At 67.6% G+C, this 26,797-nt stretch carries 26 protein-coding genes and 1 pseudogene; 18 read left to right on the plus strand and 9 right to left on the minus strand.

All coding sequences use genetic code 11. The annotated features are described in order from the left end of the window. Positions 1 to 2: 2 nt before the first annotated feature. The 3 genes from ACFVJ3_RS28435 (at position 3) to ACFVJ3_RS28445 (ending at position 4,591) form a co-directional block, all read left to right on the plus strand. Complete coding sequence (locus ACFVJ3_RS28435; protein WP_378455237.1) at positions 3 to 2,534, plus strand: ABC transporter permease; 2,532 nt, start codon at positions 3 to 5, stop codon at positions 2,532 to 2,534. 69 nt (positions 2,535 to 2,603) lie between these two features. Next, a complete protein-coding gene (locus tag ACFVJ3_RS28440) occupies positions 2,604 to 3,785 on the plus strand; it encodes an NAD(P)/FAD-dependent oxidoreductase (protein WP_378455238.1) in 1,182 nt (393 codons plus the stop codon). Positions 3,786 to 3,817: 32 nt separating this feature from the next. Next, on the plus strand, positions 3,818 to 4,591 hold the full coding sequence (locus ACFVJ3_RS28445) for a glutamate racemase (protein ID WP_378455239.1): 774 nt from the start codon (positions 3,818 to 3,820) through the stop codon (positions 4,589 to 4,591). On the opposite strand, the gene ACFVJ3_RS28450 is transcribed toward ACFVJ3_RS28445, so the two are convergent. Beyond that, positions 4,579 to 5,232, minus strand: coding sequence for a TetR/AcrR family transcriptional regulator (locus ACFVJ3_RS28450; RefSeq protein WP_378455240.1), 654 nt, complete (start codon positions 5,230 to 5,232; stop codon positions 4,579 to 4,581). The two genes, ACFVJ3_RS28445 and ACFVJ3_RS28450, sit on opposite strands and share 13 nt — an antisense overlap. An 87-nt stretch (positions 5,233 to 5,319) precedes the next feature. After that, positions 5,320 to 5,685: an SPW repeat protein gene (locus ACFVJ3_RS28455; RefSeq protein WP_378455241.1), complete on the minus strand. Its 366-nt coding sequence runs from the start codon at positions 5,683 to 5,685 to the stop codon at positions 5,320 to 5,322. A gap of 174 nt (positions 5,686 to 5,859) precedes the next feature. Between ACFVJ3_RS28455 and ACFVJ3_RS28460 the strand changes: the two genes are divergently transcribed. Both ACFVJ3_RS28460 and ACFVJ3_RS28465 read left to right on the plus strand, forming a co-directional pair. Next, a complete protein-coding gene (locus ACFVJ3_RS28460) occupies positions 5,860 to 6,588 on the plus strand; it encodes a DNA alkylation repair protein (RefSeq protein WP_378455242.1) in 729 nt (242 codons plus the stop codon). A 25-nt stretch (positions 6,589 to 6,613) separates the two neighbouring features. Further along, the gene (locus ACFVJ3_RS28465) at positions 6,614 to 7,210 is read left to right on the plus strand and encodes a CHAP domain-containing protein (protein ID WP_378455243.1); all 597 of its coding nucleotides are present in this window, start codon (positions 6,614 to 6,616) and stop codon (positions 7,208 to 7,210) included. Positions 7,211 to 7,216: 6 nt separating this feature from the next. On the opposite strand, the gene ACFVJ3_RS28470 is transcribed toward ACFVJ3_RS28465, so the two are convergent. Further along, the gene (locus ACFVJ3_RS28470) at positions 7,217 to 8,272 is read right to left on the minus strand and encodes a 2Fe-2S iron-sulfur cluster-binding protein (RefSeq protein ID WP_378455244.1); all 1,056 of its coding nucleotides are present in this window, start codon (positions 8,270 to 8,272) and stop codon (positions 7,217 to 7,219) included. A gap of 322 nt (positions 8,273 to 8,594) precedes the next feature. Here ACFVJ3_RS28470 and mdo point away from each other — a divergent pair, with 322 nt between their 5' ends. From mdo to ACFVJ3_RS28510, 8 genes are all read left to right on the plus strand, one after another. Then, entirely contained in the window at positions 8,595 to 9,866 is a 1,272-nt protein-coding gene (gene mdo / locus ACFVJ3_RS28475; RefSeq protein WP_005239439.1) for an NDMA-dependent methanol dehydrogenase, read from the plus strand. A 106-nt stretch (positions 9,867 to 9,972) separates the two neighbouring features. Next, a complete protein-coding gene (locus tag ACFVJ3_RS28480) occupies positions 9,973 to 11,079 on the plus strand; it encodes an AAA family ATPase (protein WP_378455245.1) in 1,107 nt (368 codons plus the stop codon). A gap of 2 nt (positions 11,080 to 11,081) precedes the next feature. Continuing rightward, positions 11,082 to 12,620: a VWA domain-containing protein gene (locus ACFVJ3_RS28485; protein ID WP_378455246.1), complete on the plus strand. Its 1,539-nt coding sequence runs from the start codon at positions 11,082 to 11,084 to the stop codon at positions 12,618 to 12,620. A gap of 138 nt (positions 12,621 to 12,758) precedes the next feature. After that, positions 12,759 to 13,946, plus strand: coding sequence for an iron-containing alcohol dehydrogenase (locus ACFVJ3_RS28490; protein WP_378455247.1), 1,188 nt, complete (start codon positions 12,759 to 12,761; stop codon positions 13,944 to 13,946). Between the two features lie 4 nt (positions 13,947 to 13,950). Beyond that, positions 13,951 to 15,291: a histidine kinase gene (locus ACFVJ3_RS28495; RefSeq protein ID WP_378455248.1), complete on the plus strand. Its 1,341-nt coding sequence runs from the start codon at positions 13,951 to 13,953 to the stop codon at positions 15,289 to 15,291. After that, the gene (locus ACFVJ3_RS28500) at positions 15,288 to 15,974 is read left to right on the plus strand and encodes a response regulator (RefSeq protein WP_378455249.1); all 687 of its coding nucleotides are present in this window, start codon (positions 15,288 to 15,290) and stop codon (positions 15,972 to 15,974) included. The genes ACFVJ3_RS28495 and ACFVJ3_RS28500 overlap by 4 nt, the downstream gene beginning before the upstream one ends. A 70-nt stretch (positions 15,975 to 16,044) precedes the next feature. Then, complete coding sequence (locus ACFVJ3_RS28505) at positions 16,045 to 16,980, plus strand: ATP-binding cassette domain-containing protein (protein ID WP_378455250.1); 936 nt, start codon at positions 16,045 to 16,047, stop codon at positions 16,978 to 16,980. Next, entirely contained in the window at positions 16,977 to 18,641 is a 1,665-nt protein-coding gene (locus ACFVJ3_RS28510) for an ABC transporter permease (RefSeq protein ID WP_378455251.1), read from the plus strand. The genes ACFVJ3_RS28505 and ACFVJ3_RS28510 overlap by 4 nt, the downstream gene beginning before the upstream one ends. Here ACFVJ3_RS28510 and ACFVJ3_RS28515 read toward each other — a convergent pair. The 4 genes and pseudogenes from ACFVJ3_RS28515 to ACFVJ3_RS28530 form a co-directional block, all read right to left on the minus strand. Beyond that, positions 18,628 to 19,200, minus strand: a complete 573-nt coding sequence (locus tag ACFVJ3_RS28515; RefSeq protein WP_378455252.1) for a putative immunity protein — start codon at positions 19,198 to 19,200, stop codon at positions 18,628 to 18,630. The genes ACFVJ3_RS28510 and ACFVJ3_RS28515 overlap by 14 nt on opposite strands. A 61-nt stretch (positions 19,201 to 19,261) precedes the next feature. Then, positions 19,262 to 19,636 carry an IS200/IS605 family transposase gene (tnpA, locus tag ACFVJ3_RS28520; RefSeq protein WP_378455283.1) on the minus strand — a complete coding sequence of 125 codons (375 nt, stop codon included), beginning with the start codon at positions 19,634 to 19,636 and terminating at the stop codon, positions 19,262 to 19,264. Then, positions 19,609 to 20,840, minus strand: a protein-coding gene (locus ACFVJ3_RS28525; RefSeq protein WP_378455284.1) for an IS3 family transposase whose coding sequence is annotated in 2 segments (ribosomal slippage) — positions 19,609 to 20,519 and positions 20,519 to 20,840 — 1,233 coding nt in all. Because the reading frame shifts where the segments join, the coding sequence is not laid out codon by codon here. Before ACFVJ3_RS28525 ends, tnpA begins: the two co-directional genes overlap by 28 nt. A 71-nt stretch (positions 20,841 to 20,911) precedes the next feature. Further along, positions 20,912 to 21,112, minus strand: a pseudogene (locus tag ACFVJ3_RS28530) (transposase); the annotation flags it as partial. 35 nt (positions 21,113 to 21,147) lie between these two features. On the opposite strand from ACFVJ3_RS28530, the gene ACFVJ3_RS28535 reads away from it, so the two are divergent. After that, on the plus strand, positions 21,148 to 22,347 hold the full coding sequence (locus ACFVJ3_RS28535) for an RNA-guided endonuclease InsQ/TnpB family protein (protein WP_378455253.1): 1,200 nt from the start codon (positions 21,148 to 21,150) through the stop codon (positions 22,345 to 22,347). 25 nt (positions 22,348 to 22,372) lie between these two features. Here ACFVJ3_RS28535 and ACFVJ3_RS28540 read toward each other — a convergent pair whose 3' ends face one another. Further along, a complete protein-coding gene (locus ACFVJ3_RS28540) occupies positions 22,373 to 22,690 on the minus strand; it encodes a putative quinol monooxygenase (RefSeq protein WP_378455254.1) in 318 nt (105 codons plus the stop codon). Between the two features lie 219 nt (positions 22,691 to 22,909). On the opposite strand from ACFVJ3_RS28540, the gene ACFVJ3_RS28545 reads away from it, so the two are divergent. The 4 genes from ACFVJ3_RS28545 (at position 22,910) to ACFVJ3_RS28560 (ending at position 25,949) form a co-directional block, all read left to right on the plus strand. Beyond that, positions 22,910 to 23,494, plus strand: a complete 585-nt coding sequence (locus ACFVJ3_RS28545) for a DUF664 domain-containing protein (protein ID WP_378455255.1) — start codon at positions 22,910 to 22,912, stop codon at positions 23,492 to 23,494. A 208-nt stretch (positions 23,495 to 23,702) separates the two neighbouring features. Further along, positions 23,703 to 24,176: a DUF6226 family protein gene (locus tag ACFVJ3_RS28550; protein ID WP_378455256.1), complete on the plus strand. Its 474-nt coding sequence runs from the start codon at positions 23,703 to 23,705 to the stop codon at positions 24,174 to 24,176. 155 nt (positions 24,177 to 24,331) lie between these two features. After that, on the plus strand, positions 24,332 to 24,529 hold the full coding sequence (locus tag ACFVJ3_RS28555) for a hypothetical protein (RefSeq protein ID WP_378455257.1): 198 nt from the start codon (positions 24,332 to 24,334) through the stop codon (positions 24,527 to 24,529). 136 nt (positions 24,530 to 24,665) lie between these two features. After that, entirely contained in the window at positions 24,666 to 25,949 is a 1,284-nt protein-coding gene (locus ACFVJ3_RS28560) for an HNH endonuclease (RefSeq protein WP_378455258.1), read from the plus strand. Between the two features lie 5 nt (positions 25,950 to 25,954). On the opposite strand, the gene mftM is transcribed toward ACFVJ3_RS28560, so the two are convergent. Next, complete coding sequence (mftM, locus tag ACFVJ3_RS28565) at positions 25,955 to 26,779, minus strand: mycofactocin oligosaccharide methyltransferase MftM (protein WP_378455259.1); 825 nt, start codon at positions 26,777 to 26,779, stop codon at positions 25,955 to 25,957. Between the last annotated feature and the right edge of the window lie 18 nt (positions 26,780 to 26,797).

Below are 26,797 nucleotides of genomic sequence, written 5' to 3' on the forward strand. Positions count from 1 at the left end.
GCATGGCGTCCACATCCAGCGCTCCGATGCGTAAGGTGTCGCTCCGCAACCTGGCGGCACACAAGGTCCGGCTGGCACTGACGGTGCTGTCCGTGGTGCTCGGCACCGCGTTCGTCGCCGGCTCCTTCGTCTTCACCGACACACTCCAGAAGACGTTCGACTCGATCTTCGAGAACACCGCGCAAGGGGTCGACGTCCGGGTGTCGGGCGAGGAGCGCAACTCCAGCGGAGTGCCCCTCGCCGACCTCGACACCATCACCGCGCTGGACGGAGTGCGCGCGGTGGCACCTGCCGTCAGCGGGCAGATCGTCCTCATCGATTCCGACGGCGCCGCCGTCCAGACGGGTGGTGCGCCGAGCATCGGCGAGTCGTACCTGCCGCCGGGCCAGGCGCTCGGGGAACCCGACGAGTACGTCCAGGGAACGCCGCCGGCACAGGTCGGCCAGATGGCCGTCAACGCCAGTGCCGCCGAACGCGCCCAGCTGGCGGTCGGCGACACCACCAAGGTTCTCGTGCCCGCTCGCGGCATGGTCGACGTCACCGTCTCGGGTATCTACGACACCGGCAACGAGACCGGTGGGTTCATCGGCGCGACGTTCGTCGACTCGCAGGCCCGCGAACTGTTCACCGACGGCAAGCACGTCGAGTACATCGACGTCGCCGGCACCGGTCTGTCCCAGACCGAACTGCGCGACGAGATCGCCGCCGCCCTTCCCGACGCAAAGGTCCAGACCGGCGACGAGGTGCGCGAGGAGACCAAGGCGCAGGTGACGGAGGCGCTGAGCTTCATCAACTACTTCCTCCTCGCATTCGGTGCGATCGCCCTGCTCGTCGGCACGTTCATCATCTACAACACGTTCTCGATGATCGTGGCGCAGCGTCTGCGTGAACTGGCGCTGCTCCGCGCGATCGGCGCCAGCCGCAAGCAGGTGGGCCGTTCCGTGGTCTTCGAGGCTCTCGTGGTCGGCGTGATCGGCAGTGCGATCGGGATAGCCGCCGGCGTCGGCCTGGCCTACGGTTTGCGCGCACTGCTGAACGCGTTCGACGTCGGTCTGCCCGAGGGTCCCCTGCAGGTGGGGCCGCGCACGATTCTCATCGCCCTCGTGGTCGGTGTGCTCGTCACGACGATCAGCGCGTACGCACCCGCCCGGCGCGCGTCCAAGGTGCCGCCGGTCGCGGCGATGCGGGAGGAATTCGCGTCCACCGGTGACTCACTGCACGTGCGCACCATCGCCGGCGCCGTCCTCGGTGTCCTCGGCGTCGTAGGACTCGTGATCGGTTCGCGGGGCACGGGTGGTGGCGCGGCCGCCGTCGTCGGTGCTGGCGCGCTCGCTCTGATCCTGGCTGTGCTGTTCGCCGCCCCGGCGTTGTCCCGGCCGATCGTCGGGGCGCTCGGAGCGGTGCTGGCCAAGCCGTTCGGCCCGGTCGGGCACCTGGCCCGCACCAACGCCGTGCGGAATCCGCGCCGTACCGCCGCCACCGCGTTCGCGCTGACGCTCGGTCTGATGCTCGTGTCCGTGATCGGCGTGTTCGGCGCGTCCGCGAAGGCCAGCGTCAACCAGCTCGTCGACTCGGGGGTGTCCGCCGACTACGTGCTCACCGGACCCAACCAGATCGGTGTGCCCAGCGGCGCGGCGAGGGCCGTGCGGAACCTCGACGACGTCCAGAGTGCCGCCGCCCTGCATCCGGTGTCCGTGAAGGTCGACGACGAGCAGCAGCAGGGCGCGTCGCTGGACGGCCCGCTCGAGGGCGTCCTGGACTACAAGCTCGTCGAGGGCGGCGCCGATCTGACGGGTAACCACCTCATCGTGTCCCAGACGACGGCCGCGCAGAAGGGCTGGACGCTGGGGACGACGGTCCCGATGACGAGCGCCGACGGGAAGGTCGTCGACGCCGAGGTGACGGGTGTCTTCGAGGACAACCAGCTGGTCGGCGATTGGCTCGTCTCGGACGACGTGTACCGCCAGGTGATGCCCGCCGCGACCATTCCCGATCTGGCTGTCCTCATCGACGCGAAGCCAGGTGCGGATCTGACGCAGCTGCGTGCCGACCTCGAGTCCGCGACCAAGCAGTTCGTCGTCGTTCAGGTGCAGGACCGGGAACAGTTCAAGGGAACGCAGGGGCAGCAGATCGACACGCTCCTCGCCATCCTCTACGGACTGCTCGCACTCGCCGTCGTGATCGCGATCCTCGGCATCATCAACACGCTCGCGCTGTCGGTGGTCGAGCGCAGGCGGGAGATCGGCATGCTCCGCGCGGTCGGAATGCAGCGGTCCCAGATGCGTCGCACGATCTACCTGGAATCGATGCTGATCGCGGTGTTCGGTGCGGCCGTCGGCGTGCTGCTCGGCATCGCATTCGGCTGGGGCTTCGTGAGCACCCTGAAGGATCAGGGTCTCGACCAGGTGACGGTGCCGTGGGGGCAGGTGGTCGCGATGCTCCTCGGATCCGGCGTGGTCGGTGTGCTCGCAGCGCTGTGGCCGGCGAGCCGCGCCGCCCGCACCCGCCCGCTCGAGGCCATCGCCGATCTCTGACCCGTGAGTACTTGTCAACCGCGGGCGGTTGATAAGTACTCACGGGCGCGGAGCGCATAATGTGGTCGCGTGCAGAGAATTGTGATCGTTGGTGCGGGCCTGGCAGGTCTGCGCACAGCCGAGGAACTCCGGCGGGCCGGATACGTGGGTGACCTGGTTCTTCTCGGCGGTGAACCGCACCTTCCCTACGACCGGCCGCCGCTGTCGAAGGAAGTGATGCGCGGGGAGAAGAGCGACACCACGCTCAAGCCGCGTGAGTTCTTCGACGAGAAGAACATCCAGTTGCGTCTGGGGGTCGAGGCGGTATCGGTGGACACCGGATCCCGCATTCTGAGACTCGCCGACGGCACCGAACTCGACTACGACGAACTGGTGATCGCCACCGGCCTCGTGCCGCGGCGCATCCCGGGTCTGCCGGACCTCGCGGGCGTCCACGTTCTCCGTTCCATCGACGAGAGCCTGGCGTTGCGCGCGGACCTCGGCGAGGGCAAGCGCGCACTGATCGTCGGGGCGGGCTTCATCGGCTGTGAGCTGGCGGCGAGCATGCGGGCCGGTGGTCTCGACGTGGTGCTGGTGGAGCCGCAGGCGACACCGCTCGCGTCCGTCCTCGGCGAGAAGCTCGGCGGACTCGTCGCCCGGCTGCACACCGCCGAGGGGGTCGACCTACGGGCCGGTGTCGGGCTCGCGTCGCTGGTGGGCACCGACCGGGTCACCGGAGCCGTCCTCGGAGACGGAAGCGAGGTGGACGTCGACGTGGTGGCGATCGGAGTCGGCTCGGTGCCGGTCACCGCGTGGCTCGACGGCTCGGGCGTCGAACTGGACAACGGTGTGGTGTGCGACGGCGTCGGACGTACCGCGGTCCCGCACGTGTGGGCGGTCGGCGACGTGGCCGCGTGGCAGCTGCGGGTGGGCGGTCGCAAACGCGTCGAGCATTGGAGCAATGCCGGTGAGCAGGCCAAGATCCTCGCCGGGGCGTTGACGGGGACCGGCGACGAGAACGCCGCCGCTCAGGTGCCGTACTTCTGGAGCGACCAGTACGACATCAAGATCCAGGCACTGGGCACGGTGGCGTCCACCGACGAGGTGCACTTGATCAAGGACGACGGCCGCAAGTTCCTCGCCTATTACGAGCGGGACGGCATCCTGGTTGGTGTCGTCGGCGGTGGAATGGCGGGAGGCGTCATGAAGATGCGCGGCAAGATCGCGGCGGGAACTCCGATCGGCGAAGTTCTCGAGGCCGCGTCGGCGTAGGCGGCCGGGCGGGGGCGCGATAGATTCTCCGGGTGATTATTGCGCTCATCGACTCGGGTCTCGGCATGCTGCCGACGTCGGCGTGGCTGCGCAAGTTGCGACCCGACCTGGATCTGATCCTCGCTCTGGATCCGGACGGGGCTCCGTGGGGTCCCAAGCCGGAACAGTGGGTGATCGACCGCGTTCTCGCGACCGCGCAGCGCTGCCTCGACCGCGGAGCCGAGGTGATCGTGCTGCCGTGCAACACGGCGAGCGTCACCGCGCTGGACCACGTCAGGGAGTTCGTCGGACCGGCAGTTCCGGTCGTCGGCACGGTTCCGGCGATCAAGCCGGCGGCCGCCGCGTGTCCGTCGGTAGCCGTCTGGGCGACCGCGGCGACGACGGCGAGCCGGTATCAGGCCGATCTGATCGAGAAGTTCGGGAACGGCAGTTCCGTGGTGGGGGTCGCGTGCCATGGTCTCGCGGAGGCCATCGACCGCGGCGAGCGGGACGCTGCCACCGCGGCCATCGCCTCCGCCGTGGAGCGCACGCCCGACGACGTCGGCGGAGTGGTGCTGGGCTGCACTCACTACCCGCTGGTGGCCGACGAGATCGCTGCGCAACTCCCCGCCGGGGTGCGGTTGTTCGACAGCGCGGAGGCGGTTGCGGCGCAGACCCTCCGCCGTATCGATGCGTTGAACCGTCCGAGCGCGGGGGAGGGCACCGTCGAGGTCTTCCTCAGCGGCAGGCCCGGACGTCTGCCTGCGAGCGCGGAGGCGTTCCCCGCCGGTCAGCTGCTGTCCGCGGGACATTCTCAGCCGAGCTGAACCATCCCGGCCGCCACCACCCGCGCGACGTTGTCGAGTTCCTCGCCGTGCCGTCGTGGCAGGTCGTCGAGGTCGTGCAGGCGGTCGTTGCCTGCGACGGAGAACATCGCGGCCACCCATGCCGTCGCGCATGCCCGGAGTGTTCCGGGTTGCACGGGATACGGCGAACTGGCCTGGAGCAGTCGCTCGGTGATGTCGCTGAGGTAGTCACGGAACCGCCGCAGATGGGCGCGGACGTCCGGGTGGGTCTCGGCTTCACGCCAGATGATCACGCGCATCACCGACGAGTGGTGATCGCGCAGATTCAGCGCGGTGTCGAGGTTGACGAGGCTGGCGGCGGGGTCGCCCGGGGTGACCAGGGGGCTCACGTCGCCGAAGGGTTCGGTCGGCAGTCTTTCGGAGAGCAGCGCCAGAAGGATGTCGGTCTTGGTGGGGAAGTAGTAGAACACCAGGCCTTTCGGGACGTGCGCGGCAGAGGCGATCGATGCGGTGGACGTGGCATCGAATCCGTTTGCGGCGATGAGGGATTCGGCGGCGTCGAGAATCAGTTCCCGGGCGTCTCCGTCGATCTTCGCGCTGCGCCGCCGCCGGCCTTTCCGCGGTTGGGGGCCACCGGGTTTGCCGAGATGGGGTGCTGGCATGGGCCTTTCCCGACGTGAACGGCGGGGCGCAGGCCGTAAGCCTGCGCCCCGCCCGAATCGATGTTCTCGGTGCTGTTGGTTCACAGATCAGTGATGTGTCGCCAGCCCTCCGTGTCCGTGCATCCGGGAACTCATCATCGGCAACCCCGTGACAGCCACGACGACTGCCAGGACACCGACGACCCATGCGGTCCACGACGCGCCCGTGAGTGCGTCGAAGTTCATCACCCACGGGGAGAGGAACAACAGCACTCCGAAGACCGCCATTGCATACTCGGCGACAGTCATCTCCGGGCGGCTCATGTGGACGAGACCGGAGAGGGCCACCAGCACACCGAGCACGATGAGTGACCACATCGCGGCGTTGTTGGTGTCGAGCCACAGCGGCGAAAGTGCCGCGAAGGCGCCGATCACGATCGCCACCACATCCTGCATACGACTCCACGATCTCATGTCCAACCTCCTCGAGAACGGATTGTGTCCACCTCGAGTACACGCCTGATTGACCGCCCGATCAATACTTGCATCGTTGCATTCGAATAACGCGAACTGCAGGTCAGAGTATGTTTCGTGATCTTCGTCCGTAGTGTCGCGGCGACTGTCGCTCACCTGTGGGACAGTGCCTTCGTGACTTCCACCGCAGCCGACGTGAAACGCGCACTCGCCGAGTTGTCGGACGAGGCCGACGCCGTCAATCTGGCACGGTTCTTCAAGACCGGTCCGGGGGAGTACGGGGAGGGCGACGTGTTCATCGGCGTGCGGGTTCCCGGGACGCGCAGCGTGGTTCGTGCTCACGCCGATCTGGACCTGCCGGAGGTGACGGTGCTGCTCGACAGTCCGGCGCACGAGCATCGACTGGCGGGGCTGCTGGTACTCGTTACGCAGTTCGACCGGGCGACGAAGGCAGGCGACGACGCCTTGCGCGAGAAGATCGTGTCCTTCTACCTCGACCTGCTGATGCGGGGACGCGTGAACAACTGGGATCTGGTGGACTCGTCCGCCGACCGGATCCTGGGCGCGTGGCTGTACGACCGGCCGCGGGACCCGGTCTTCGAGCTGGCCGCGGACGACGACCTCTGGCGGCGGCGCGTCGCGCTGCTCAGTACGTTCGGTTTCATCCGCCGGGGTGACGCCTCCACCACGCTCGACGTCGCGGAGTCCGTCCTCGGTGATCGCCGAGACCTCACACAGAAGGCGACGGGCTGGATGCTGCGTGAGGTCGGCAAGCGGGTCGACCGCGACCTGCTCACCGGTTTCCTCGACCGGCACGCCGCGGCGATGGGCCGCACCGCCTTGACGTACGCGTGCGAGCATCTGACAGCCGAGGAGCGCGCCGGCTACCGCGCGATGCGGTGACCGGATACCCGCTACATTCGGTGGCATGACTGCTCCCGCGCCCACTCGCCGCCGCCGACGTGCCGGGCTGATCCTCGGCGCCGTCGTCGCGGTGATGGTCGTCGTGGCGGGAGGGGTGTTGTGGCTGGCGCCGGACCGCTACCTGCCCTGGGACACGGCCGAATTCCCGGCCGTCGACACGTCCGCGTTGTCGCCGCAACAGGCACGGATCGTCGGGCTGCTCGAGGCCGAGCACTACAGGCAGCGGCCGGGCACGTTCTACTCCGAAGGGGTCGAGGAGCCCTGGTGCGCGGACTTCGTCAGCTGGATCATGCGGGAAGCCGGCCGGCCGCTGTCGAATCCGAATTCCGGGCACTGGCGGATCCCCGGGGTCTACACGTTGCAGGAGTACTACGAGTCGCAATCGCGGTTCGAGGAGGTCGGTGGCGGGTACCGCCCGACCGTCGGGGACGTGGTGCTCTACGACAACAGCAGCTGGGTCGGCCAGCACACCAACGTCGTCGTCGCTGTCGACGGGGACACCGCTACGACGGTCGGCGGCAACGAGTTCGGCCGTATCCGCGTGCACACCGTGGACTGGACGAGCGACTCCGCCGTTGTCGGTTTCGGCCGACTGGGGTGAGCGGCGTCAGAATTCGATCTTGAGGTGATCTGTGACCGGACGGGCCTGGCAGCCCAGGATGTAGCCGCTCTCGATGTCCTCGGGGTCGAGGATTTCGCTGTTCTCCATCTCGACCTTGCCTTCGAGCACGGTGCACGCACAGGACCCGCACTCGCCCTCCTGGCAGGAGTAGGGCACGTCGATTCCCTTGGCCAGCATGATGTCGACGAGGGTCTGCTTGCGGGGCCAGCTCAGATTGTGGATCTCGCCGTCGAGTTCCACCTCCACGATGGCGGCGTCGGCGGCCTCGTCTTCGGTGACCTCCACGACGTCGGCGTCACGGAACGGGTCGCCGGCCAGCGAGTTGAACACTTCGGCGTGCACCTGGCTGCGCGGCATCCCGGCGTCGGCGAGGGCCTTGTGGATCGTGTCCATGAACGGCGCCGGTCCGCACATGAATGCTTCGTGCCCCAGGTAGGGTGCGACGGCAGAGGCGAGCTGATCGACGCCGGGCAGTCCCTGGACAGTCTCGAGCCAGTGGATGGACACGAACCGTGACGGGTACCGGCTCGCGAGGGTGCGGAGTTCCTCCGCGAAGATGACCGACTTCTCGTCGCGGTTGGCGTAGAAGAGCACGACCTTGCCGGATCCCTCGGTGAGGGCGGACTTGAGGATCGAGATCACCGGGGTGATGCCGCTACCCGCCGCGAACAGCAGGAAGTCGTGGTCCAGCGACTTGGGTGTGAACACTCCCGACGGGGGGAGGACCTCGAGGGTGTCGCCGACGGCGACGTTGTCGCAGAGCCAGTTGGACCCGTAGCCCTCGGCCGTCCGCTTGACGGTCACCTTGGGGGCGTCGTCGGTGAACGGTGAGCTGGCCAGCGAGTAGCACCGGGCGACCGATCCCGTGCGGTCGCTGGGGATGCGCAGGGTGAGGAACTGACCCGGCTTGTAGGCGAACTTGTCGGCGAGGTCTGCCGGGACGTCGAAGACCAGTGACAGGGAGTCGGGGGTTTCCTCGACCACGCCCGAGACGGTGAGCACCACCGATCGTGAGCTGTGCGGCACCTCGACAGTCGTCATCGTGTGTGCAGTCCTTCCGTACTTCGCAGCGCCGGAACGCTCGCTTGCCTGCTCCAAATATAGAACAGGTTCTAGTTTTTGCCTAGCGGGTGGACTCCGCGTGAAGTGGACAGCGTATCGAGTGCCGCCCCCTCCGGCTCGGCCCGGCCGCACCTGTCCGTTCGGGCAGTTTGTGCGCCGCGGTCGGACGGTTCGGGCCCGCAGGCCTGTAACCGGGGCCCGAACTAGGTCACAGTGGGTTCCAGGTGAGACGCCGATCACATCAATTGGGTCCCCTTCCACAACGCTTCAGATCCGACATCGACTAATCGAGGAGACGGCCATGGCCATCGAGCTCAACCAGATCTGGGACTTCCCCATCAAGGAATTCCACCCGTTCCCGCGGGCACTGATGGGAGTGGGCGCCCACGACATCATCGGCGTCGAGGCGAAGAACCTCGGATTCAAGAGGACCCTGCTCATGACCACGGGCCTGCGTGGCTCGGGCATCATCGAGGAACTGGTCGGCAAGATCGAGTACCAGGGCGTCGAGGTCGTGCTCTACGACAAGGTCGAGTCCAACCCCAAGGACTACAACGTCATGGAGGCGGCCGCGCTCTACCAGAAGGAGAAGTGCGACTCGATCATCTCCGTCGGCGGCGGCTCGAGTCACGACGCCGCCAAGGGCGCCCGTGTGGTGGTCGCGCACGACGGCCGCAACATCAACGAGTTCGAGGGATTCGCGAAGTCCACCAACAAGGAGAACCCGCCCCACATCGCCGTATCCACCACCGCCGGTACGGGTTCGGAGACGTCGTGGGCGTACGTCATCACCGACACGTCGGACATGAACAACCCGCACAAGTGGGTGGGATTCGACGAGGCGACCATCGTGACCCTCGCGATCGACGACCCGCTGCTGTACTACACCTGCCCCCAGCACTTCACGGCGTACTGCGGATTCGACGTCCTCGCGCACGGCAGTGAGCCGTACGTGTCGCGTCTCGACTTCGCGCCGTCGCTCGGCAATGCGCTGTACTCGGTGGAATTGGTCGCGAAGAACCTGCGGGAGGCCGTGTTCGAGCCGCGCAACCTGAAGGCCCGCGAGGGAATGATGAACGCGCAGTACATCGCCGGCCAGGCATTCAACTCCGGCGGCCTCGGCATCGTGCACTCCATCTCGCACGCGGTCAGCGCGTTCTTCGACAGCCACCACGGCCTGAACAACGCCATCGCCCTGCCCCGCGTCTGGGAGTACAACCTGCCGTCGCGGTACGAGCGCTACGCCCAGCTGGCCGGAGCGCTGGGAGTCGACACCCGCAACCTCACCACCGTGCAGGCCGCGGACGCGGCGGTCGAGGCGGCCATCCGCCTTGCGAAGGACGTCGGCATTCCGGACAACTTCGGTCAGGTGCGCACCGACTCGTACGACAAGAACCAGATGAACACCAAGAAGTACGAGGGTCGCGGTGACACCATCCGGGGCGACGAGAAGACTGTGCGGGCCATCTCCGAGCACATCCAGGGCGACTGGTGCACGCCGGGCAACCCGCGCGAGGTGACGGTCGAGTCGATGCTCCCCGTCGTCGACCACGCGATCAACAGCGCGTACTGACCGACCACAGAAACTCGCGTCCGGGGCGGGAGCCTCACCCCAGCCCGGCCCCGCCCCGGATGCGTTTCCATAACCACACCGCTGACGAAGGACGGACGCCCCGATCATGACTGCACCGCAAACAGCCCCGGAACCGGTGGACATCCGCTTCGCCGACGGCGCGGAACTGAAGGCGGCGTTGCGCGAGGTCGACTACATCGTCGACGACGAGTTCGCGGTGGTCGTCCACCTGGCGACGGCGCTAGAACGTCCGCTGCTCCTGGAGGGGCCGGCCGGCGTCGGCAAGACCGAGCTGGCGAAGTCGCTGGCCGAGGCGTCGGGGCGGAAGCTCGTCCGTCTGCAGTGCTACGAAGGTCTCGACGACAACCGGGCCCTGTACGAGTGGGACTACGCGAAACAGCTTCTGCACGTACAGATGTTGCGAGACCGCATCAGTGAGAAGATGGCCGCGTTCGACGACGTCGCCGAGGCGTCGCAGTTCCTGGCCGCGCAGGATTTCGGTTTGTATTCGGAGAAGTTCCTGTCGGTCCGTCCGCTGCTCGAGGCGATCCTGTCACCGGAACCAGTGGTACTGCTCGTCGACGAGGTGGACCGCACCGAGGAATCGATGGAGGCGTTGCTCCTCGAAGTTCTCGCAGAGGGGCAGGTCACCATCCCCGAAGTGGGGACGTTCGCCGCGCGGTCGGCGCCGTGGGTGATCCTGACGTCCAACGACACTCGCGAACTCTCGCCCGCACTCAAGCGGCGTTGCCTGCACTACCACCTCGGCTACCCGACACCGCAGCGTGAGCGGGACATCGTGACGGCCAAGGCCCCCGAGGTCGAGGAGGCCGTCGCGGCGGACGTCGTGGATCTGGCTCGCACGTTGCGGCAGTTGCCGCTCCGCAAGAGTCCGTCCATCGCGGAGGTCATCGACGCGGCCCGTGCGGCGGTGGTCCTGAAGTCGACGGGGGTGGCCGTGAGTTCGCAGGCCGCGGTCCGCGACATCCTGCTCACCGCCCTGCTCAAGTACACCAGCGACGTCGAACTGGTCCGCACCCGGCTGTCCGGTGACCAGCCTTTCCCGGCGGACGATCAGGAGACCGCTCCGGCCGGGCCCGTGGAGCGGGTGACGGTCGCATCGCGGCCGGCCAACACCACCACCGCAGTCTTCCGCGGGCACGGTGGCCGCGACCGTGGCGGCATCGGCGCGGGTCGGCAGGGCAGGCGCTGACGATGCTCCGCGCGCAGCCCGACCCCTCCCCGTCTCTTCCCGCGCAACTCCTCGACGTTCTCTCGGCGTCCTTCGGAAAAGTGTTGCGCCGCTACGGCGTCGCCGCGTCTCCTGCCGAGGTCATCGAGGTTCGCCGGGTGTTCGGCTTGGTCGGCGGCCGGGACCTGCCCACGCTGAGGGCGTCGCTGCGTGCGGTGTGCGCGAAATATACGTACGAGCAGGCGGGTTTCGACCGCGCCTTCGACGTATTCTTCGAATCGGCCGCCGACGCGTCACCCGACGACGTGCGTGCGCCGTCCCGGACCGAGTTCGCGGAGGGTCTGCCCTCCGCGCTGGAGGTGGCGGACAACGCGGAGACCGCCCGGTACGCGGAATACAACGAGCGCGCCGCCGAGGTGGGCGACCACTTCGACACCCCCGAGGCGCAGAAGGGGTTCAACCCCCACAAGGACGACGACGATGTCAGCATGACGTCGAGCGACGCGGATCTGTCCGTCGATTCGGAAGCGGAGTCCGGACGACGCGGTGTCACCTACACGGTGGAGGTCGAGCGGGCGGCGAGTACCGCCGTCGGTGACCTGGCGTCGTCGACGAGCGGTGCCGTCGTCGGATCGTTGTCCTGGGACGATCCGGAGTCGATTCTCGCGTGGCTCGACGCCTACGACCCGAGCAAGGTCTACGCCGATTCCGATGGGGCCGAACCTCTCACCGCGGCCCAGTTGAACCGGCTGGCGGAGGCGGTGGAGGCCTTCGTCGGCGCGCTGGCGGACGCCCGGGACCTCACCGCCGGACCCGCAGACGGACCGGAGACCACGAGCGGGACCGTGGCGGCCACGACCCGCGCGGAAGTGAATCAGGCGTGCTACGAGGTGCTTCGGCGGATGCGCGGGCCGTCGCGTCCCCGCCCGCGCGAACTGGCGCGGGGCCGGCTCGACATGCGCCGGACCGTGCGCGCGAGCCTGCGGACCGAGGGCATACCCTTCCACCTCATGGTGAAGGCGCCCCGCCCGGACCGGGTGCGGGTGCTGATCCTCGCGGACGTGTCGCTGTCGGTACGACCCGTCACCGCCTTCACCCTCCGGCTGGCCCAGGCGATGCATCGCCGGGCGAGCCGCTGCCAGGTCCTGGCGTTCGTGGACCGCCCCGTCGACGTCACGGACACCCTCCTCGCCGGGGCCGACGACGACGCGCTCGCGTCCGTGCTCGCCGACCCGCGCATCGATCTGGAGGCGAGCAGCGACTACGGCCGGGTGTTCTCCGACGTGCTGACCGAGTTCGGCACCGACGTGAACTCCCGCACCTCGGTGGTCGTCGTCGGCGACGGGCGGTGCAACGGCCTGCCGCCGGGTGTCGACGAGTTCGCCGAACTGCGTCGCAAGGTGCACCGGCTGGCGTGGATCACCCCGGAACCCGAGCGGTACTGGAATCAGGCGTCGTGCGCGATGCCGGAGTACGCGGAAATCTGCGACCGTGTCGTCGTCGCGCGGGATGCTGCCCAGCTGATGGCCCGCGCCGCCGAACTGGGGCACGCGTTGCGGTGAGATCCCTGCTACCTACCCGATCGGGTAGGTACCGTACCTGTCCTTCGGTGGGTGTGGGAGCTCGTCCCGGACCGTAAGGTCTGGGTCAGAGTCTGTAATCTGGATCACATGCACACAGGTGTCGGGAGGAGTGTCGACTTGTCCGTGTCCTATCCGTCCACCCGCACGACCGCCCCGGGCAGACTGGTGAAATTCCACGCACCCGAGATCGTGTTCGGTATCGGGTCGATGGTCGAGGCCGCGCACGCGGTACTCCGACTCGGCGGTTCGAGGCCGATGCTCGTCACCGATCCGGGTCTGATCGACGCGGGCTGGGCGGCCGAACTCCAGGATCAGCTGCGCGAACAGGGCCTCACCCCCGTCGTGTGGAGTGCGCTGACGCCCAACCCCAAGGACCACGAGATCGCGGCCGGGCACGACGCGTATCGCGAGGGGGAGTGCGACGTCCTCGTCGCCCTGGGCGGCGGCTCCGTCATCGACGCGACGAAGGGCATCGCGGTGCTCGCCGCGAACGGGGGCAATATCCTCGACTACGAGGGAGTCGACCAGGCGACCAGTCCGATTCCGCCGCTGGTGATGGTGCCGTCCACGTCGGGCACGGGCGCCGACGTGTCGCAGTTCTGCATCGTCACGGACACGAGGCGGGGCACCAAGATCACCATCATCGGCCGCGCGCTCGTGCCGGACGTGACCGTCATCGACCCCCGGCTGCTCACCACCATGCCGGAGTGGCTCAACGCCGCGACCGGCCTGGATGCCCTCACTCACGGCATCGAGGCGTTCGTGTCGCTGGCACACAACCCGCTCACCGACCACCACGCGCTCCGCGCCGTCGGGCTGGTCACCGACACCCTGGTCCGCACCATCGAGGAGCCGATGGAGATGGAGTCGCGCGCCGTCATGGCGCAGGCGAGTCTCGAAGCCGGCCTCGCGTTCACCAACGCGATCCTCGGTGCCGCGCACGCGATGAGCCATCAGGTCGGGGGACTGCTCGACCTGCCGCACGGAGTCATCAACGGCATCCTTCTCCCGCACGTCATCCGATTCAACGCCACCGACGACGCCACTCCGTTCGTCGCCATCGCCGCTGCTCTCGGTCTCGAGGAGCGCCGCGGAACACCCGAGGAGGCTGCTCTGGCGGTCGCGGACCGGGTGGATCGCCTCGCCCGCGAGGTAGGAGTGCCGAAAGGTCTGGGACAGTTGGGAGTTCGCGAAGAGGATCTGTCACGCCTGGCCGAGTTCGCGCTCCGCGACGCGTGCATGTCCACCAACCCGCGCACGGCCACCCACGAGCAGATGGTGGCGTTGTTCCGGACTGCGCTGTGAGCGCATGAACGCCCCGGACCTGTCGACGCTCACCGGACTGCGGTCCGGCAAGCCGACGTTCTACCCCCAATATCGCGGCGCCGCAGAACGTCTCGAACGTGTCGTCCACGCACTGGAACTCATCTCGCGGGCCCTCGTCCGCACGGTGGACGGCCCCGAGACCCTCATCTGCGCGGTCGCCGAGGCGGCCCGGGCCCACCTGGACGCGCAATGGGTCGCGTTCGCCCTCGCCGACGGCATGCTGCCCGACGCCGGCCCGCGCCGGCTCGTCCTAGGGCCGGACGCGACGCCGTTCCTCGTCGACAACGTCGAGGGCCCACCGCTGCCCGATGAGGTCGTGACGTGTCTGGCCGACATCCGGTCCGCGCGTACCGGGGACGCTCCCGTCATCGACGCGCACCATGCCTTCGTACCAATCATCCTCGAGGGTGGCGTCGTGGGAGCCTTCGCGGCCTGGACGGCCGAGCACCGCACGCTCGACACCACCGACGGCGCAGTTCTCAGCATCCTGGCGAGCCAGACCGCCGTAGCACTGCAGAATTCGGCGCTCTACCAGCGGGGTCAGCTGCTGCTCGAGCGGGCTGAGCACGCGTACTCGGAGGCGCGTCGCAATGCTTCCGATCTCGCGGTGCGCAACGCCGAACTCGAATCCACCCAGCGTCAACTCGGAGCGGCCCACCGGCACCAGGTGCTCGACGAGGAACGGCACCGGATCGCCCGGGAACTCCACGACAGCGTCACCCAGGCGGTGCTGTCGGCGGGCATGCAGATCGAGGTGTGCCGGAGCGGTGTGCCGGACGACGAACGCAGCGAGAGGCTCGATCTTGCAAAGGAATTGACGCGCCGCGCCGTGGAGCAGTTGCGCTCGGCCATCTACGCGCTCAATCACTCCGGTGGTTCCGACCGGACGTCCCTGCCCGAGATGCTCGAGCAGCTCGGGGTGGTGCACATGCCCGACGAACTCGCGGTGACCGTCCGGGTCGGCGGCACCCCGGCCGAGCTGTCCAGCGACCGGGAACATGCGCTGCTGAGGATCGCCGGTGAGGCGCTGTTCAACGCGGCGGTCCACGCCAACGCGACGCGCGCCGTCCTGCGGCTCACGTATTCGGCCGATTCGGTGCTGCTCTCCGTCGCCGACGACGGAGACGGAGATCCCAAGCGGATGCGCCTGATGCTGCGGATGGCGGCGAACAACGACCTCGACGGGCACCACCGCGGGTTGGCGAACATGCAGGCCCGGGCAGCCGAGTTGGGCGGCTCCCTCGAAGTGGCGCGGGCCAGGATCGGCGGAGTCCGGGTGGCTGCCCGGATCCCGTTACATTCCGACAGTGAGGTGGACCGATGACCATACGAACCTCGGTGCATGACCAGACCGGGTCCGCTCGCCCCATCTCGGTGGTGAAGCTCGTGCTCGTCGACGACCACGCGATTCTCCGTCAGGGTCTGCGTTCCGTCCTCGAGCGGGAGCCGGATCTCGAGGTGGTCGGGGAGGCGTCGTCCATGCAGGAGGCGCTGGCGGTCGTCGGTGACGTCGCGCCGGATGTCGTGCTGATGGACTTGAAGTTGTCGGCGGCCTCCGACTACGAGGGGCTGGCACTGTGCGCGCAACTGTCCGCCGCGGACGGCAAGATGGGTCTGCTCGTGCTCACCACGTTTCTCGACGAGCAACTCGTCGTCCGCGCGATCCATGCCGGCGCCCGCGGATACGTGGTCAAGGACGTCGACACCACCGAACTGGTGCGCGCCATCCGCGCCGTGTCCCGCGGCGAGAGCGCGTTCGATTCACGCAGCGCGTCGGCCGTGATTCGCTCGCTCAACGGGCAGACGACGCCGCGTGACGGGCTCACAGAGCGTGAACTCGAGGTCCTGCAACTCCTGGCCAAGGGGCTTTCGAATGCGAAAATCGGTGAGCGGCTGTTCATCTCGGCTACGACGGTGAAATTTCACGTCAGCAACATCATGCGCAAACTCGACGTCGGCCGCCGTGCGGAGGCCGTGTACGAGGCGGGCAAACTCGGTCTGATCTGATCCGGCCCCGTCGCGGCGGGGGCCGCGGAACCCGTCGTGACCATCCGCGAACCGGCGTAGCGTCCCCAGCATGGCTGCGATCTCGGTGGAGAATCTCGTCAAGACGTTCGGGCCGACCCGCGCACTCGACGGCCTCGACCTCGAGGTGGGGACGGGGGAGGTGCACGGATTCCTCGGCCCCAACGGGTCCGGCAAGTCGACAACCATCCGGGTACTGCTCGGCCTGCTGCGCGCGGACTCGGGCAGTGCCCGCCTCCTGGGCGGCGACCCGTGGCGCGACTCGGTGTCGTTGCACCGGCGGCTCGCCTACGTTCCCGGTGACGTGAACCTGTGGCCGAATCTCACCGGCGGCGAGGCGATCGATCTCCTCGCCGGGTTGCGCGGCGGGCTGGACGAGCCGCGGCGCGCGGAACTCCTCGAGCGGTTCGAACTCGATCCGACGAAGAAGGCGCGCACGTACTCGAAGGGCAACCGGCAGAAGGTCGCGCTGGTGGCTGCGTTCGCGTCGGACGTCGAACTGTACGTGCTCGACGAACCCACGTCGGGGCTGGATCCGTTGATGGAGTCGGTGTTCCAGGACTGCGTCGAGGAGATGTCCGACTCGGGGAAGACGGTCCTGCTGTCGAGTCACATCCTCGCGGAGGTCGAGGCGCTGTGCGATCGGGTGAGCATCATCCGCGAGGGCCGGACCGTGGAGACCGGCACCCTCACGGAACTGCGTCACCTCACGCGCACGTCGATCACCGCCGATACACAGCGGCCGGTGACCGGACTCGAGGCCGTCGAGGGGGTGTACGACGTGCGGGTCGACGGCCAGCACACCCGGTGCGAGGTGGACACCAGCGCGATCGACGGGGTGCTGCGCCATCTCCTGACGTTCGGGATCACGTCGCTGACGTCGACGCCACCGACGCTGGAAGAGTTGTTCCTCCGGCACTACGGGGACGAACTGGCCCGAGAGGGCGAGAACCATCGGCGGGCCGAGTCGGGGACGCGGACGTCATGAGCACGGTGACGGCACCGTCGACGGCGGGCCGCGGCCAGTACGCGGGAACCGCCCGGCTCGTGCGGCTCGCGCTGCGCCGCGACCGCATCCAATTACCGGTGTGGTTGCTCGCTCTCGCAGCGCTGCAGGCGTTCTCGGCGTCGAGCGTGCTCGGCCTCTACCCCACGGAGCCCGACCTGCGCAGTTTCGCGATGGCCACTGCGGCGTCGCCGGTCGCGCTGGCAACCAACGGTCTCGTATCGGGGTACAGTGCCGGCGCCGTGCTCGCCTGCCAGATCGTCATGCCTCTGTCGCTGGCCGCCGGCCTGATGACCACCCTGCTGGTCGTGCGGCACACCCGCCAGAACGAGGAGACCGGCCGCGCCGAACTCGTCGAGGCCGCCGTCGTGGGCCGGAAGGCACTGCTCACCGCGGCCCTGGTGGTCGCGGTCGGTGCCAACCTGACCCTCGGACTGCTCAACGTCGTCGTGCTGGTGGCGGCGGGTCTGCCACTGGACGGGTCGGTGGCGCTCGGAGCGGCCGTCGCCGGTGTCGGTATCGCGTTCGCGGCGATCGCCGCGGTGACGGCGCAGGTGACGGACAGTGCCCGCACCGCCAACGGACTGGCCGGGGCCGCCCTGGGCGTGGCATTCCTGTTGCGTGCGGTGGGGGACATGACGGGGACGGTGACGGACAACGGCACTCGGGTGGTGAGTGGCTGGCCGACGTGGGTGTCGCCGATCGGCTGGGCCGAGCAGGTCCGTCCGTACGACGACAACGCGTGGTGGGTCCTGGCTTTGCCCGCCGTGTTCGCACTCGCGGTCGGCTCGGTCGGCTTCGCCCTCACGGAGCACCGGGACGTCGGCTCGGGGCTCGTGCCGACCCGCCCGGGCCCCGCCCGCGCGTCCCGTTCGCTGCCGACGGCGGTCGGATCGGCGTGGCGGATGCAACGGACGATCCTGTTCTGGTGGGCATTCGGAATCGCCGTCCTCGCCGTGGTGTACGGCGCGATCGCAGACCAGATCGACGACTTCCTCGGCGAGGGCGAGCAGGTGGCCGACATGATGGAACAGCTTGGTGGCGGCACGACGAACATGGTCGACGCCTACTTCGCCGCCATCTTCGGCATGATGGCGATCGCGGTCGCGGGCTACGCCGTGCAGGCACTGCTCCGGATGCGCGGAGAGGAGTCCGCGGGACGACTCGAACCCGTTCTCGCGACAGCGGTCTCGCGTCCGCGGTGGATGCTGGCGCACGTCGGCCTGGTCGCCGTCGGCATCGTCGTCCTGCAGACGCTGACCGGAGCGGCGACCGGTCTCGCGTACGGTCTGGTGACTGAGGACGTGCCGGGAAAGGTCGTGAACCTCACGGGGGCCGCCCTCGTCTTCGTACCGGCGATCGCGGTGGTCGCGGCATTGGTGGTGTTGGCGTTCGGCGGTGTCCCGGCCTGGTCGGCCGGGCTCTCCTGGGGTGTGCTCGCGGTCTGCCTGATCTTCGGATTCCTCGGATCACTGCTCGGGTTGCCTCAGGCGGTCCGCGATCTGTCGCCGTTCACGCACGTTCCGCCCGTTCCCGCCGTGGAGGTGACGGCCACTCCGCTGGTCTGGCTCGCGGTGATCGCCGTCGTCGTGGGTGCTGTCGGAGTGGTGCTGTTCCGTCGGCGAGACCTCACGAATTCTTAGCGGCACAGGGGGGCTGGGTCGACGGTCGGCGACGAAGGTCGGTGTCCAGCATGCGGATCAACTCACCGACCCGTCCACCGCCCGCCGGTGCCTCAGGAAAGCGCTCGAGCACGTCGACGACGACGGGTGTCGCACGATGCACCGCCTGCTCGACGTGTCCGGTACCGACGATCCGATCGTCACCGGCGACGAGCTCGGCCGCTCGGGCCGCGTGAGCGCCTGCTCCGAGAATATGTTTGACCTGGGTGGCCTTGGCCAACGGATGCAAATAGGCGGCGCCTGCCGCAGACATCGCTGCCCACGCGGCCTCGCGCGCAGCCGCGGTGTCCGTGCCCTTGGCTGCCTCGAGCGCCGCCCACGCGATATCGCGCAGAGATTTCCCACGCTCAGCACCCCGCGCGAACTCGCACGCAGCCGTGATCGCATCTCGGGGCCGCGAGTCGTGCGGCTGATCGGCCTCGAATAACTCGAGCACCACCTCCGCACACCCCGCAGCAAACGCGGTGACCTCACGAAGATCCTGCTTGCTCAGAACGATCTCGCTCGCTTCCCCTGCCATGGTTCCATTTTCGACCATCGGTGCCGGTGCCGGTGCCGGGGCCGCGCGTTTACCGGATTAATCAGAGGAAGCCTGGCCCTTTAGGGCCGGGAGGAAGCTGATTCTGTACTGCGCGATCGCGCGTAGCGGGGTCGCTTTCTTTTGTGGGTTCGGGTCGTTTTTGGTTGGTGATGTACTCGGCGATGATGGCGAGTGGGGCTCCGCCTGCGGAGGCGGCGAAGTAGGACGGTGACCAGAAGTGATTGCCCCACAGGTATTTCTGGATGTGGTCGGGGAACTCTTGGCGCAGGTAACGAGCGGAGACGCCCTTGAGGCTATTGACCAGGGTGGAGATTTGCACGGTAGGTGGGTAGTGGATCAATAGGTGGACGTGGTCGGGCGTTCCCCCCGAGATGTGGACACCAATTCCTATGCAGCGGTGGCCAGCGTAGCCGATCGCTGCTCGAACTTGATCGGACAGATCTGACCGAGGGTGGAATGCCTCCTTCTGGTGTTGTAGCGCGTGATCCAACGGAAGACTTCGGCGCGAGCCTCACCTGCCCCGTTCCAGCGCTTCCGCCCCTGCAGCGTCTCCCGTTTCAACGTCGCGTTCAGCGACTCGGCAGCCGCATTGTCCGCCGACGTTCCGACCGCGCCCCGCGATCTGGTCACTCCGAGCTCGCGGCAGAGGTCAGCGAACTTGGCCGATGCGTACTGGGATCCGTTGTCGCTGTGGAAAATTGACCCATCGATCCCTGCGGCGCCGCGACAGGCAGCGGCCGCCTGTAACGCGTCGGTGACCAACTCGGTACGCATGTGGTCGGCGATCGACCACCCCGCCAACCGTCGGGAACTCAGGTCCAGCACCGTCGCCAGATACAGAAATTCGCCGTCACCGACTGGGAGGTAGGTGATGTCGCCGACGTATCGGGTGTTCGGTGCGCTCGCGGTGAAGTCCCGCCGGATCAGGTCCGGCACCGCGGCCGCGTCTGGATCGGGGACGGTGGTGCGCACCGGTTTGCGCAGGTGCACGCCGACGATCCCGTGCTCGCGCATCACCCGCTCGACCCGCTTGTGGTTCACCTCGATCCCGGCCTCGCGTAGTTCGGCCGTGATGCGCGGGGCACCGTAGGTGCCATCGAAGTCTGCATGGATAGCGCGGATCCGCGCAGCCAGCTCCTCGTCGGCGCGGGCACGGGCCGCCCGGGCCGGCGCAGAGGTCCGCCACCTGTAGAAGCCCGAGCGGGAGACTTCGAGAATCTGGCACAGCCACTTCACCGGAGCGGTGTCGCAGTGGTCGTCAACGAACTGGAAGCGGCTCACCAATTCGTCTCGCCCGCGAAATACTTCGCCGCCTTACGCAGGATCTCCCGCTCGGTTTCGAGTTTCCGGATCTGGGCCTTGAGCTGCTTGTTTTCTTCCTCCAACACGGACTCGGACGATACCTCGCCCGCCCGGGACGCCGACCGCGCCGCCCCGCCGGCCCGGAGCTCGGCCGTGGAAGTGCCGGTGCGTTTGCGTTCGGCCCGCACCCAGTTGCGCAGGGTCTCGCGGCTGACGCCCAGGTCGTTGCCGATGCCGTCGAAGGTGTGGCTCGGATCGGACAGGTACAACGCGACGGCATCGGCCTTGAACTCCGCCGAGTACGCCTTCATCGCCATCAGTGACATCTCTTCCTCTGGGACCTTCACGACCCAGTGTTCACGATGTCCTCACTCAGGGGGGAACCCCCGTCGGTTTCTCCGTTGAACTCGGTCAACGTTGCGCCGAACTTGTCACACACCTCTGCCATGATCTGTCCGCATCGGGTCAGCATCGGGTCGGTGAACGCACCGCGACGATACTTCGTGACGAAGACCAAGTGTGCATGTAGGTTGTAGACAACGCTACGACCGCGGCGTATGTCCGGGTCGGGCGTCCATCTCGGTGACATAGACCAAAGAGTATCCGCAGGGAAAGGCGCAGGGTGTGAAGCGGATCGTTGTCGTGAAGCTGGCTCCCACCCCAGAGCAGTATGTGGCGCTGAAATCGACACTGGAGTTGTGCAATGCGGGGGCGAACATGGTTGCGCAGCTCGCGCACACCGCCGCTGATCGACGCCCGTTCGCGCTGCAAAAGCAGGTCTATGCCCAGCTCAAAGCGTGCGGGTTGTCGGCGCAACCGGCGATCCGGGTCATCAAGAAAGTCGCGGATGCGTACGCGACCCGGAAAGTGAACTTGCTTAACGGGAATTACGGCACGCCGGGATCGAAACGGTATGCGAAGGTTGCAGGTAAGGCGATCGTGTTCCGTCAGGACGCGGGCCAACCGTTCGACGATCGGTGCTTGTCGTGGCAGATCGATCGATCGACGGTGTCGATCTGGACGACCGCGGGCCGGATGCGCAACGTCGGATTCGTGTGCGCGCCGTGGCAGCGGAAAATGCTCGCCGACCGCAAAGGCGAGTCAGATCTGATTTTCCGCGACGGATCTTTCTACCTGCATGCAACCGTCGACACCGACGCACCGGATCAGCTGGTCCCCGCCGACGACCCCACCGGGTGGCTGGGCGTGGACTTGGGGATCGTGAACCTGGCTGTGACCACCGCAGACGACCCGGCCGAACTCGACGTCCGGTGGTCCGGTGGTGCGGTCACCGCCCGCCGGAAAAAGAACGGAACCATGCGGTCCGCGCTGCAAAAGGTGGGGACCAAGTCCGCGAAACGGAAACTGAAGAAGCGGCGTAGGAAGGAGACTCGGTACGCCACCGACATTAATCACCAACTCTCGAAAACGATTGTTGCCCAAGCACAACGCACCGGTCAAGGAATCGCGGTAGAAGACCTGTCGGGAATCCGGGACCGGGTACGGCTCGCACGCGGACAACGGCAACGACTGCACTCCTGGGCATACGCGCAACTGCGCGACCAGATCACCTATAAGGCGCACGCGGCAGGGGTGCCGGTGCAGGTGATCAACCCTCGCAATACCAGTAAAACGTGCCATCACTGCGGGCACTGCGACACCGCGAACAGGCACAGTCAAGCACTCTTCCGGTGCCGCGGCTGCGGATGGACCGGCCACGCGGACCATAACGCCGCCGCCAACATTGCCGCACTCGGACACAACAACTACCGGGCCGCCCAATCAACCGTGCCTAAAGCAGCCACCCCTCTAACAGCCAGTTAGAACGTGAGCAGCAAACCCGCGTCCTTCAGGACCGGGTAGTTGATGCTGTGCTTTCCCCGAACAGGGGCCTCACGTCGGCGACGTCGTACTCGGCTACCGACGCCGAGAGCATCTCCGCGCCCTGCTCGTCGCTGGGGCCGCTGCCGCGGAAGGTTTCGACCGCCGCTTGCGACTCCCAGCGCTCGAAGACGTTGATGCGACCGGGATCGATCAGGTCGGCGGTGATGGCGAAGTCGAGGCAGCCTGCTGCGGCGCGTGCCTGTTCGACGACGCGCACGCAGCCTGCGAGGTAGGACTCGCGCTGCTGCGGTTCGACGGTGATGCGTCCTGCGACGATGACCATGGGTTCGCTCCTCTTCCTGGCGTCCTCGTGTCGAGCCGGTCGGGCGTACTTCGGGCCGGGACGCGTCTTCGCCACAACACCTCTCATCCAGTACAGACAGCATGCGCGCGCGAAACTCATCGCGGTCGTTGTCGCCCCAGCCCAGCAGATCCGATACACCGACCGCTCGGGGGCGATTATCATTCCCGGCATGGGCGGACTGACGATCTCCGTCGCCGGTTGGACGAACTACTCGACGGGTACCGGGCCGCCCTGCGCGGCAGTGTGGACGGTCTGGACGACGAGCAGGCGCGCCGGCGTCTGGTGCGCTCGAAGACGACGCTGCTCGGATTGGTCAAACACGTCACCGACGTCGAGGGCGTGTGGTTCGACCAAGCGGTGACCGGTCGCTCGTATCGGGAGATCGGCACCGCGAGCACCCCGGGCCAGTCGTTCACCCTCACCCGGGCCGACACCATCGCATCCGTGCTCGACGCCCACGCCGAACGCTGTGACGCATCCCGGCGGACCATGGCCGCCCTGGCGCTCGACGACATCGTCGACGGCCGGGGCGAACGCACCGTGTGGGCGCTGTACCTGCAGGTACAGCGCGCGCAGACCGTGCGCCGTGCGCCGTGCGCCGTGCAGTGCGAGTGCCCGATCTGGGCGTGGTGCCGGTGTGACAGTCCGCCGCCGCGACCACCGCGGCGGCGAGGGTGGACGACGAGGCCGCGCCGGCGAGGAACCTGCGGATCCTGTGGGCTCATCGGGTACTCCTTCGGGTCCGTATGTTGCTTCTGTCGGTGCGGCATCGGATTTCGTTAGTCCTACGGCATACGCCTGTGCTCAACGGTGGTCGGCGCCCGCGGTAAATCGGTTGCCGACCGTCGACAGTAGTCCTACGGCATACGCCTGTGCTCAACGGTGGTCGGCGCCCGCGGTAAATCGGTTGCCGACCGTCGACAGTTTTCGCGACGATGGACCTTCGTGGCGCCCACCGTGAGCGCCGACCGAGGCGAAAGGGACCGGGGTTGTGGCGGACCCACCGGAGGAAGCGTACGGGCGGGTGACGAATCCGGAGCGGTTCGCCCCGCTGATCCCGGCGGCCGAGGCTCTGATCGCCGATCTCGGTCGTCGGTTCGATGTCGCTGTCGACCGCGCGTCCGCGCCGCCGTCGGAGTCGCGGACGGTGGCGACCCTCGAATTGGTGACGATCACTCCCGTTCAGCGGGATCAGGCTCCACTGACGATCACCTTCACGTCGTTTCCCGGCCTGTACCTGCGTGCGGGAGCGTGGCAGGACTTCGCGCTCCCGGCGTGTGGCTGCGACGCGTGCGACGAGGACGCGGAGTACCTTCTGCGCGAGCTAGCCGAGAATACGGAGGGGCTCACCGCCGGGCGGCTGTCCGAACGGATCACGGCCGGCCCCGCGCTGTTCTCGAGTTCTCATGGGAGGGCGACGACTGGCGCCGGCACGGAACCAGGACGCTGTCGGTGGCGGACGTGAACGAATTGCGCGCCCGGCCGGTGCAACCGCCGGCCGATGGTCACTCGCGGCCCTGGTCACCGCGCCGCTGAAGGCAGCTGTGGAAGTAGGCGGCCGGCACCGAGCAGGATGGGCAGAGTCCTTCCCTCGGTGGCGTCGCGGGCGGCCGCGACGGCGTGCGCCAGCCCAGTTTGATCAGCTCTGGCGGCCGCCATCTGCGGCCCGGCCGGTGGCTGAGGACGAACAGCGGCGCTGCCGGTTTCGTGATGTACTGCGGCGAGCTGGGCCGAGTCGACCTGCGCTGCACCGACTGCGGAGAGTCGATGCAGGCCGGCGACGTCGACGACCTTCCCGGGCCCGGCGCTGCCGCGTGACCTTCGCGCGGTTCCGACACCGGGGAGATGGTCGAACGCGTACCTGTATTGACCGCGACGTCGGAACCCATTGCTCTGGTCGCGTTCGGTTGCTAGAATCGAACAAAGTTTCGAACGACCTTGGGGGAGGTTGGTTGTGGGGGCAATACTGCTCGAAGAATTACGCACATTCACGGCGCGGCTGCAATGTGCCGAGGCGGCGAGTGGCGACGCGGGATTGGGCATTGATCTGATCGACGCGATCGAGACGTTGAAGTCGGTCGGGTGTGCGGTGCAGGCGGTGATCACGGACGATGTCGCGACGAGCATCCGAGAGGACCGTAAAGCCCGGAGACTTCCGCAGTCCGAGTGGGGCCGCGGTATTGGGTCGCAGATTGCGTTGGCGCGAAGGGAGTCCCCGAACCGCGGCGGTCGACATCTGGGCTTCGCGCAGGCGTTGGTGCACGAAATGCCGCACACGTTGGCCATGTTGCGGACCGGCCGGCTGAACGAATGGCGAGCAACGTTGCTCGTGCGGGAAACGGCGTGCCTGTCGGCGGCAGATCGGGGAATCGTCGACCGCCGGTTGTGCTCGGACCCGGCCACTCTCGTCGGCGTCGGCGACCGTGGTCTGATCGCACGGGCGAAGGGATTGGCGGTGGAACTCGACGCCGCCGCGGTCGTGGCCCGGCATCGCAAGGCCGAGTCCGAGCGTCGGGTGACGACGCGCCCGGCACCGGATTCGATGGCGTACCTGAGTGTGTTGATGCCGGTCGAGCAGGCGGTGTGTTTGCAGGCCACGTTGGGTCGGGACGCGGACAGTCTGATCGCGACCGGGAACAGCGGTGGCCGTACCCGCAATCAGGTGATGGTGGACTTGTTGTTCGCACGCGGCACCGGAGCCTCGTTGGCGTCGGGTGTTCCGGTGGCGGTGAATCTTGTGCTCTCGGACGAGGTGCTGTTGGCCGGCGGGCATGAGGCCGCGCAGTTGCAGGGTTTCGGGCCGGTGCCGGCGGGGATTGCGCGGCGGCTGGTGGCCGACGCCGTCGATAGTGACACCGAGACGTCGTTGCAGCGCATCTACGTATGCCCGCAGTCGGGGTCGTTGACGGCGATGGAATCGCAGTCCCGCACATTCCCGAAGAGTCTGCGAAAGCTGATCGATCTGCGGGATCAGACGTGCAGGACTCCGTGGTGTGATGCGCCGATCCGCCATCACGACCACATTCGCTCACACGGCAAGTCCGGTGCGACGTCGGCGGACAACGGGTCCGGGCTGTGCGAAGCGTGCAACTATGCGAAGGAAGGCGACGGATGGACCGCCCGCCCAGTACAGAACCCTGGCCGCACCCACCTCATCGACCTCGGCACGCCGACCGGACACCACTACCGCTCGGCGGCCCCACCGCTACCGGCGCCTGCACACCTGCGCGCATCGTGAGGTGGTCAGCAGTCGATGACGAGCCACCCGCCGTGGTGCTCGAACACCTCGAACGGGCGTCCCGTCGATTCGCCGAGCTTCGTGAGCGACGGGGTGTCGAAGGTGCGGATGTGTCCGTGGCAGGCCGTCGCCTCGTCCTCGTACGGGACGGCGACGACAACCCTGTCGCGGGCAACGCGGAGCGCCTCGGATATCACTGCGGCCCCGATGTTTTCGTCGACGTGTTCGAGGAGGTGGATGGCGGTGACGGTGTCGGCGCTGTCGTCGGGAACCGGCACGTGCGCGGCGTCGCACACGAGGGTGCGCAGATCGAGTCCGAGTTCCGGTGCCACGGCGTCGAGGAGGGTCATGGTGCCGGGCAGGATGTCGGTCGCCGTGACGGACCGCCCGGCGCGGGCGAGTCGCAGCGGAAGGAATCCGAAGCACGACCCGAGGTCGAGGACGGAGCCGCGGACCAGTTGTTCCGCCTTCTCGTGGATCGGTGCGAAGTCGGCGGTGCCGTCCAGCAGTTCGTCCAGGGAGTTGCGGTAGTAGACGGTCCACGCCTCGAGCGCACCGTTGACGGTGGAGCGGACCAGTCCGACCATGGTCGATTCGAATTCGTCCTGACCGAAGTCTGCGTCCTCGATGGACGCGGTGACCGAGGCGACGAGTCGTTCGCTCAGATCGTCGGGCGTCAGGGCGTGCGTCACCTGCAGTTGGTCGCCGTCGCGGGTGAGTGTGAGCGGCCCGCCTGCGACCCGCTCGACCGTGACGTGACCATGTGACCACAGCCCGGATTCGCAGGGTGCGAGCGAGTCGAAAGCGGGTGTGTCGAGAGTGGAAGTCATTCGAGGCAACCTTGCCGG

Origin of the sequence: Rhodococcus sp. NPDC127593 (assembly GCF_042671975.1) — a bacterium.
In the GTDB taxonomy this organism is placed as follows: Bacteria; Actinomycetota; Actinomycetes; order Mycobacteriales; family Mycobacteriaceae; genus Rhodococcus_F.

Coding starts and splice junctions, on each gene's coding strand:
- ACFVJ3_RS28435 (WP_378455237.1), top strand. CDS start 3: ATGGCGTCCACATCCAGCGCTCCGATGCGTAAGGTGTCGCTCCGCAAC.
- mdo (WP_005239439.1), top strand. CDS start 8,595: ATGGCCATCGAGCTCAACCAGATCTGGGACTTCCCCATCAAGGAATTC.
- ACFVJ3_RS28470 (WP_378455244.1), bottom strand. CDS start 8,272: ATGACGACTGTCGAGGTGCCGCACAGCTCACGATCGGTGGTGCTCACC.
- ACFVJ3_RS28495 (WP_378455248.1), top strand. CDS start 13,951: ATGAACGCCCCGGACCTGTCGACGCTCACCGGACTGCGGTCCGGCAAG.
- ACFVJ3_RS28450 (WP_378455240.1), bottom strand. CDS start 5,232: ATGCCAGCACCCCATCTCGGCAAACCCGGTGGCCCCCAACCGCGGAAA.
- ACFVJ3_RS28540 (WP_378455254.1), bottom strand. CDS start 22,690: ATGGTCATCGTCGCAGGACGCATCACCGTCGAACCGCAGCAGCGCGAG.
- ACFVJ3_RS28465 (WP_378455243.1), top strand. CDS start 6,614: ATGACTGCTCCCGCGCCCACTCGCCGCCGCCGACGTGCCGGGCTGATC.
- ACFVJ3_RS28510 (WP_378455251.1), top strand. CDS start 16,977: ATGAGCACGGTGACGGCACCGTCGACGGCGGGCCGCGGCCAGTACGCG.
- ACFVJ3_RS28500 (WP_378455249.1), top strand. CDS start 15,288: ATGACCATACGAACCTCGGTGCATGACCAGACCGGGTCCGCTCGCCCC.
- mftM (WP_378455259.1), bottom strand. CDS start 26,779: ATGACTTCCACTCTCGACACACCCGCTTTCGACTCGCTCGCACCCTGC.
- ACFVJ3_RS28515 (WP_378455252.1), bottom strand. CDS start 19,200: ATGGCAGGGGAAGCGAGCGAGATCGTTCTGAGCAAGCAGGATCTTCGT.
- ACFVJ3_RS28455 (WP_378455241.1), bottom strand. CDS start 5,685: ATGAGATCGTGGAGTCGTATGCAGGATGTGGTGGCGATCGTGATCGGC.
- ACFVJ3_RS28505 (WP_378455250.1), top strand. CDS start 16,045: ATGGCTGCGATCTCGGTGGAGAATCTCGTCAAGACGTTCGGGCCGACC.
- ACFVJ3_RS28480 (WP_378455245.1), top strand. CDS start 9,973: ATGACTGCACCGCAAACAGCCCCGGAACCGGTGGACATCCGCTTCGCC.
- ACFVJ3_RS28485 (WP_378455246.1), top strand. CDS start 11,082: ATGCTCCGCGCGCAGCCCGACCCCTCCCCGTCTCTTCCCGCGCAACTC.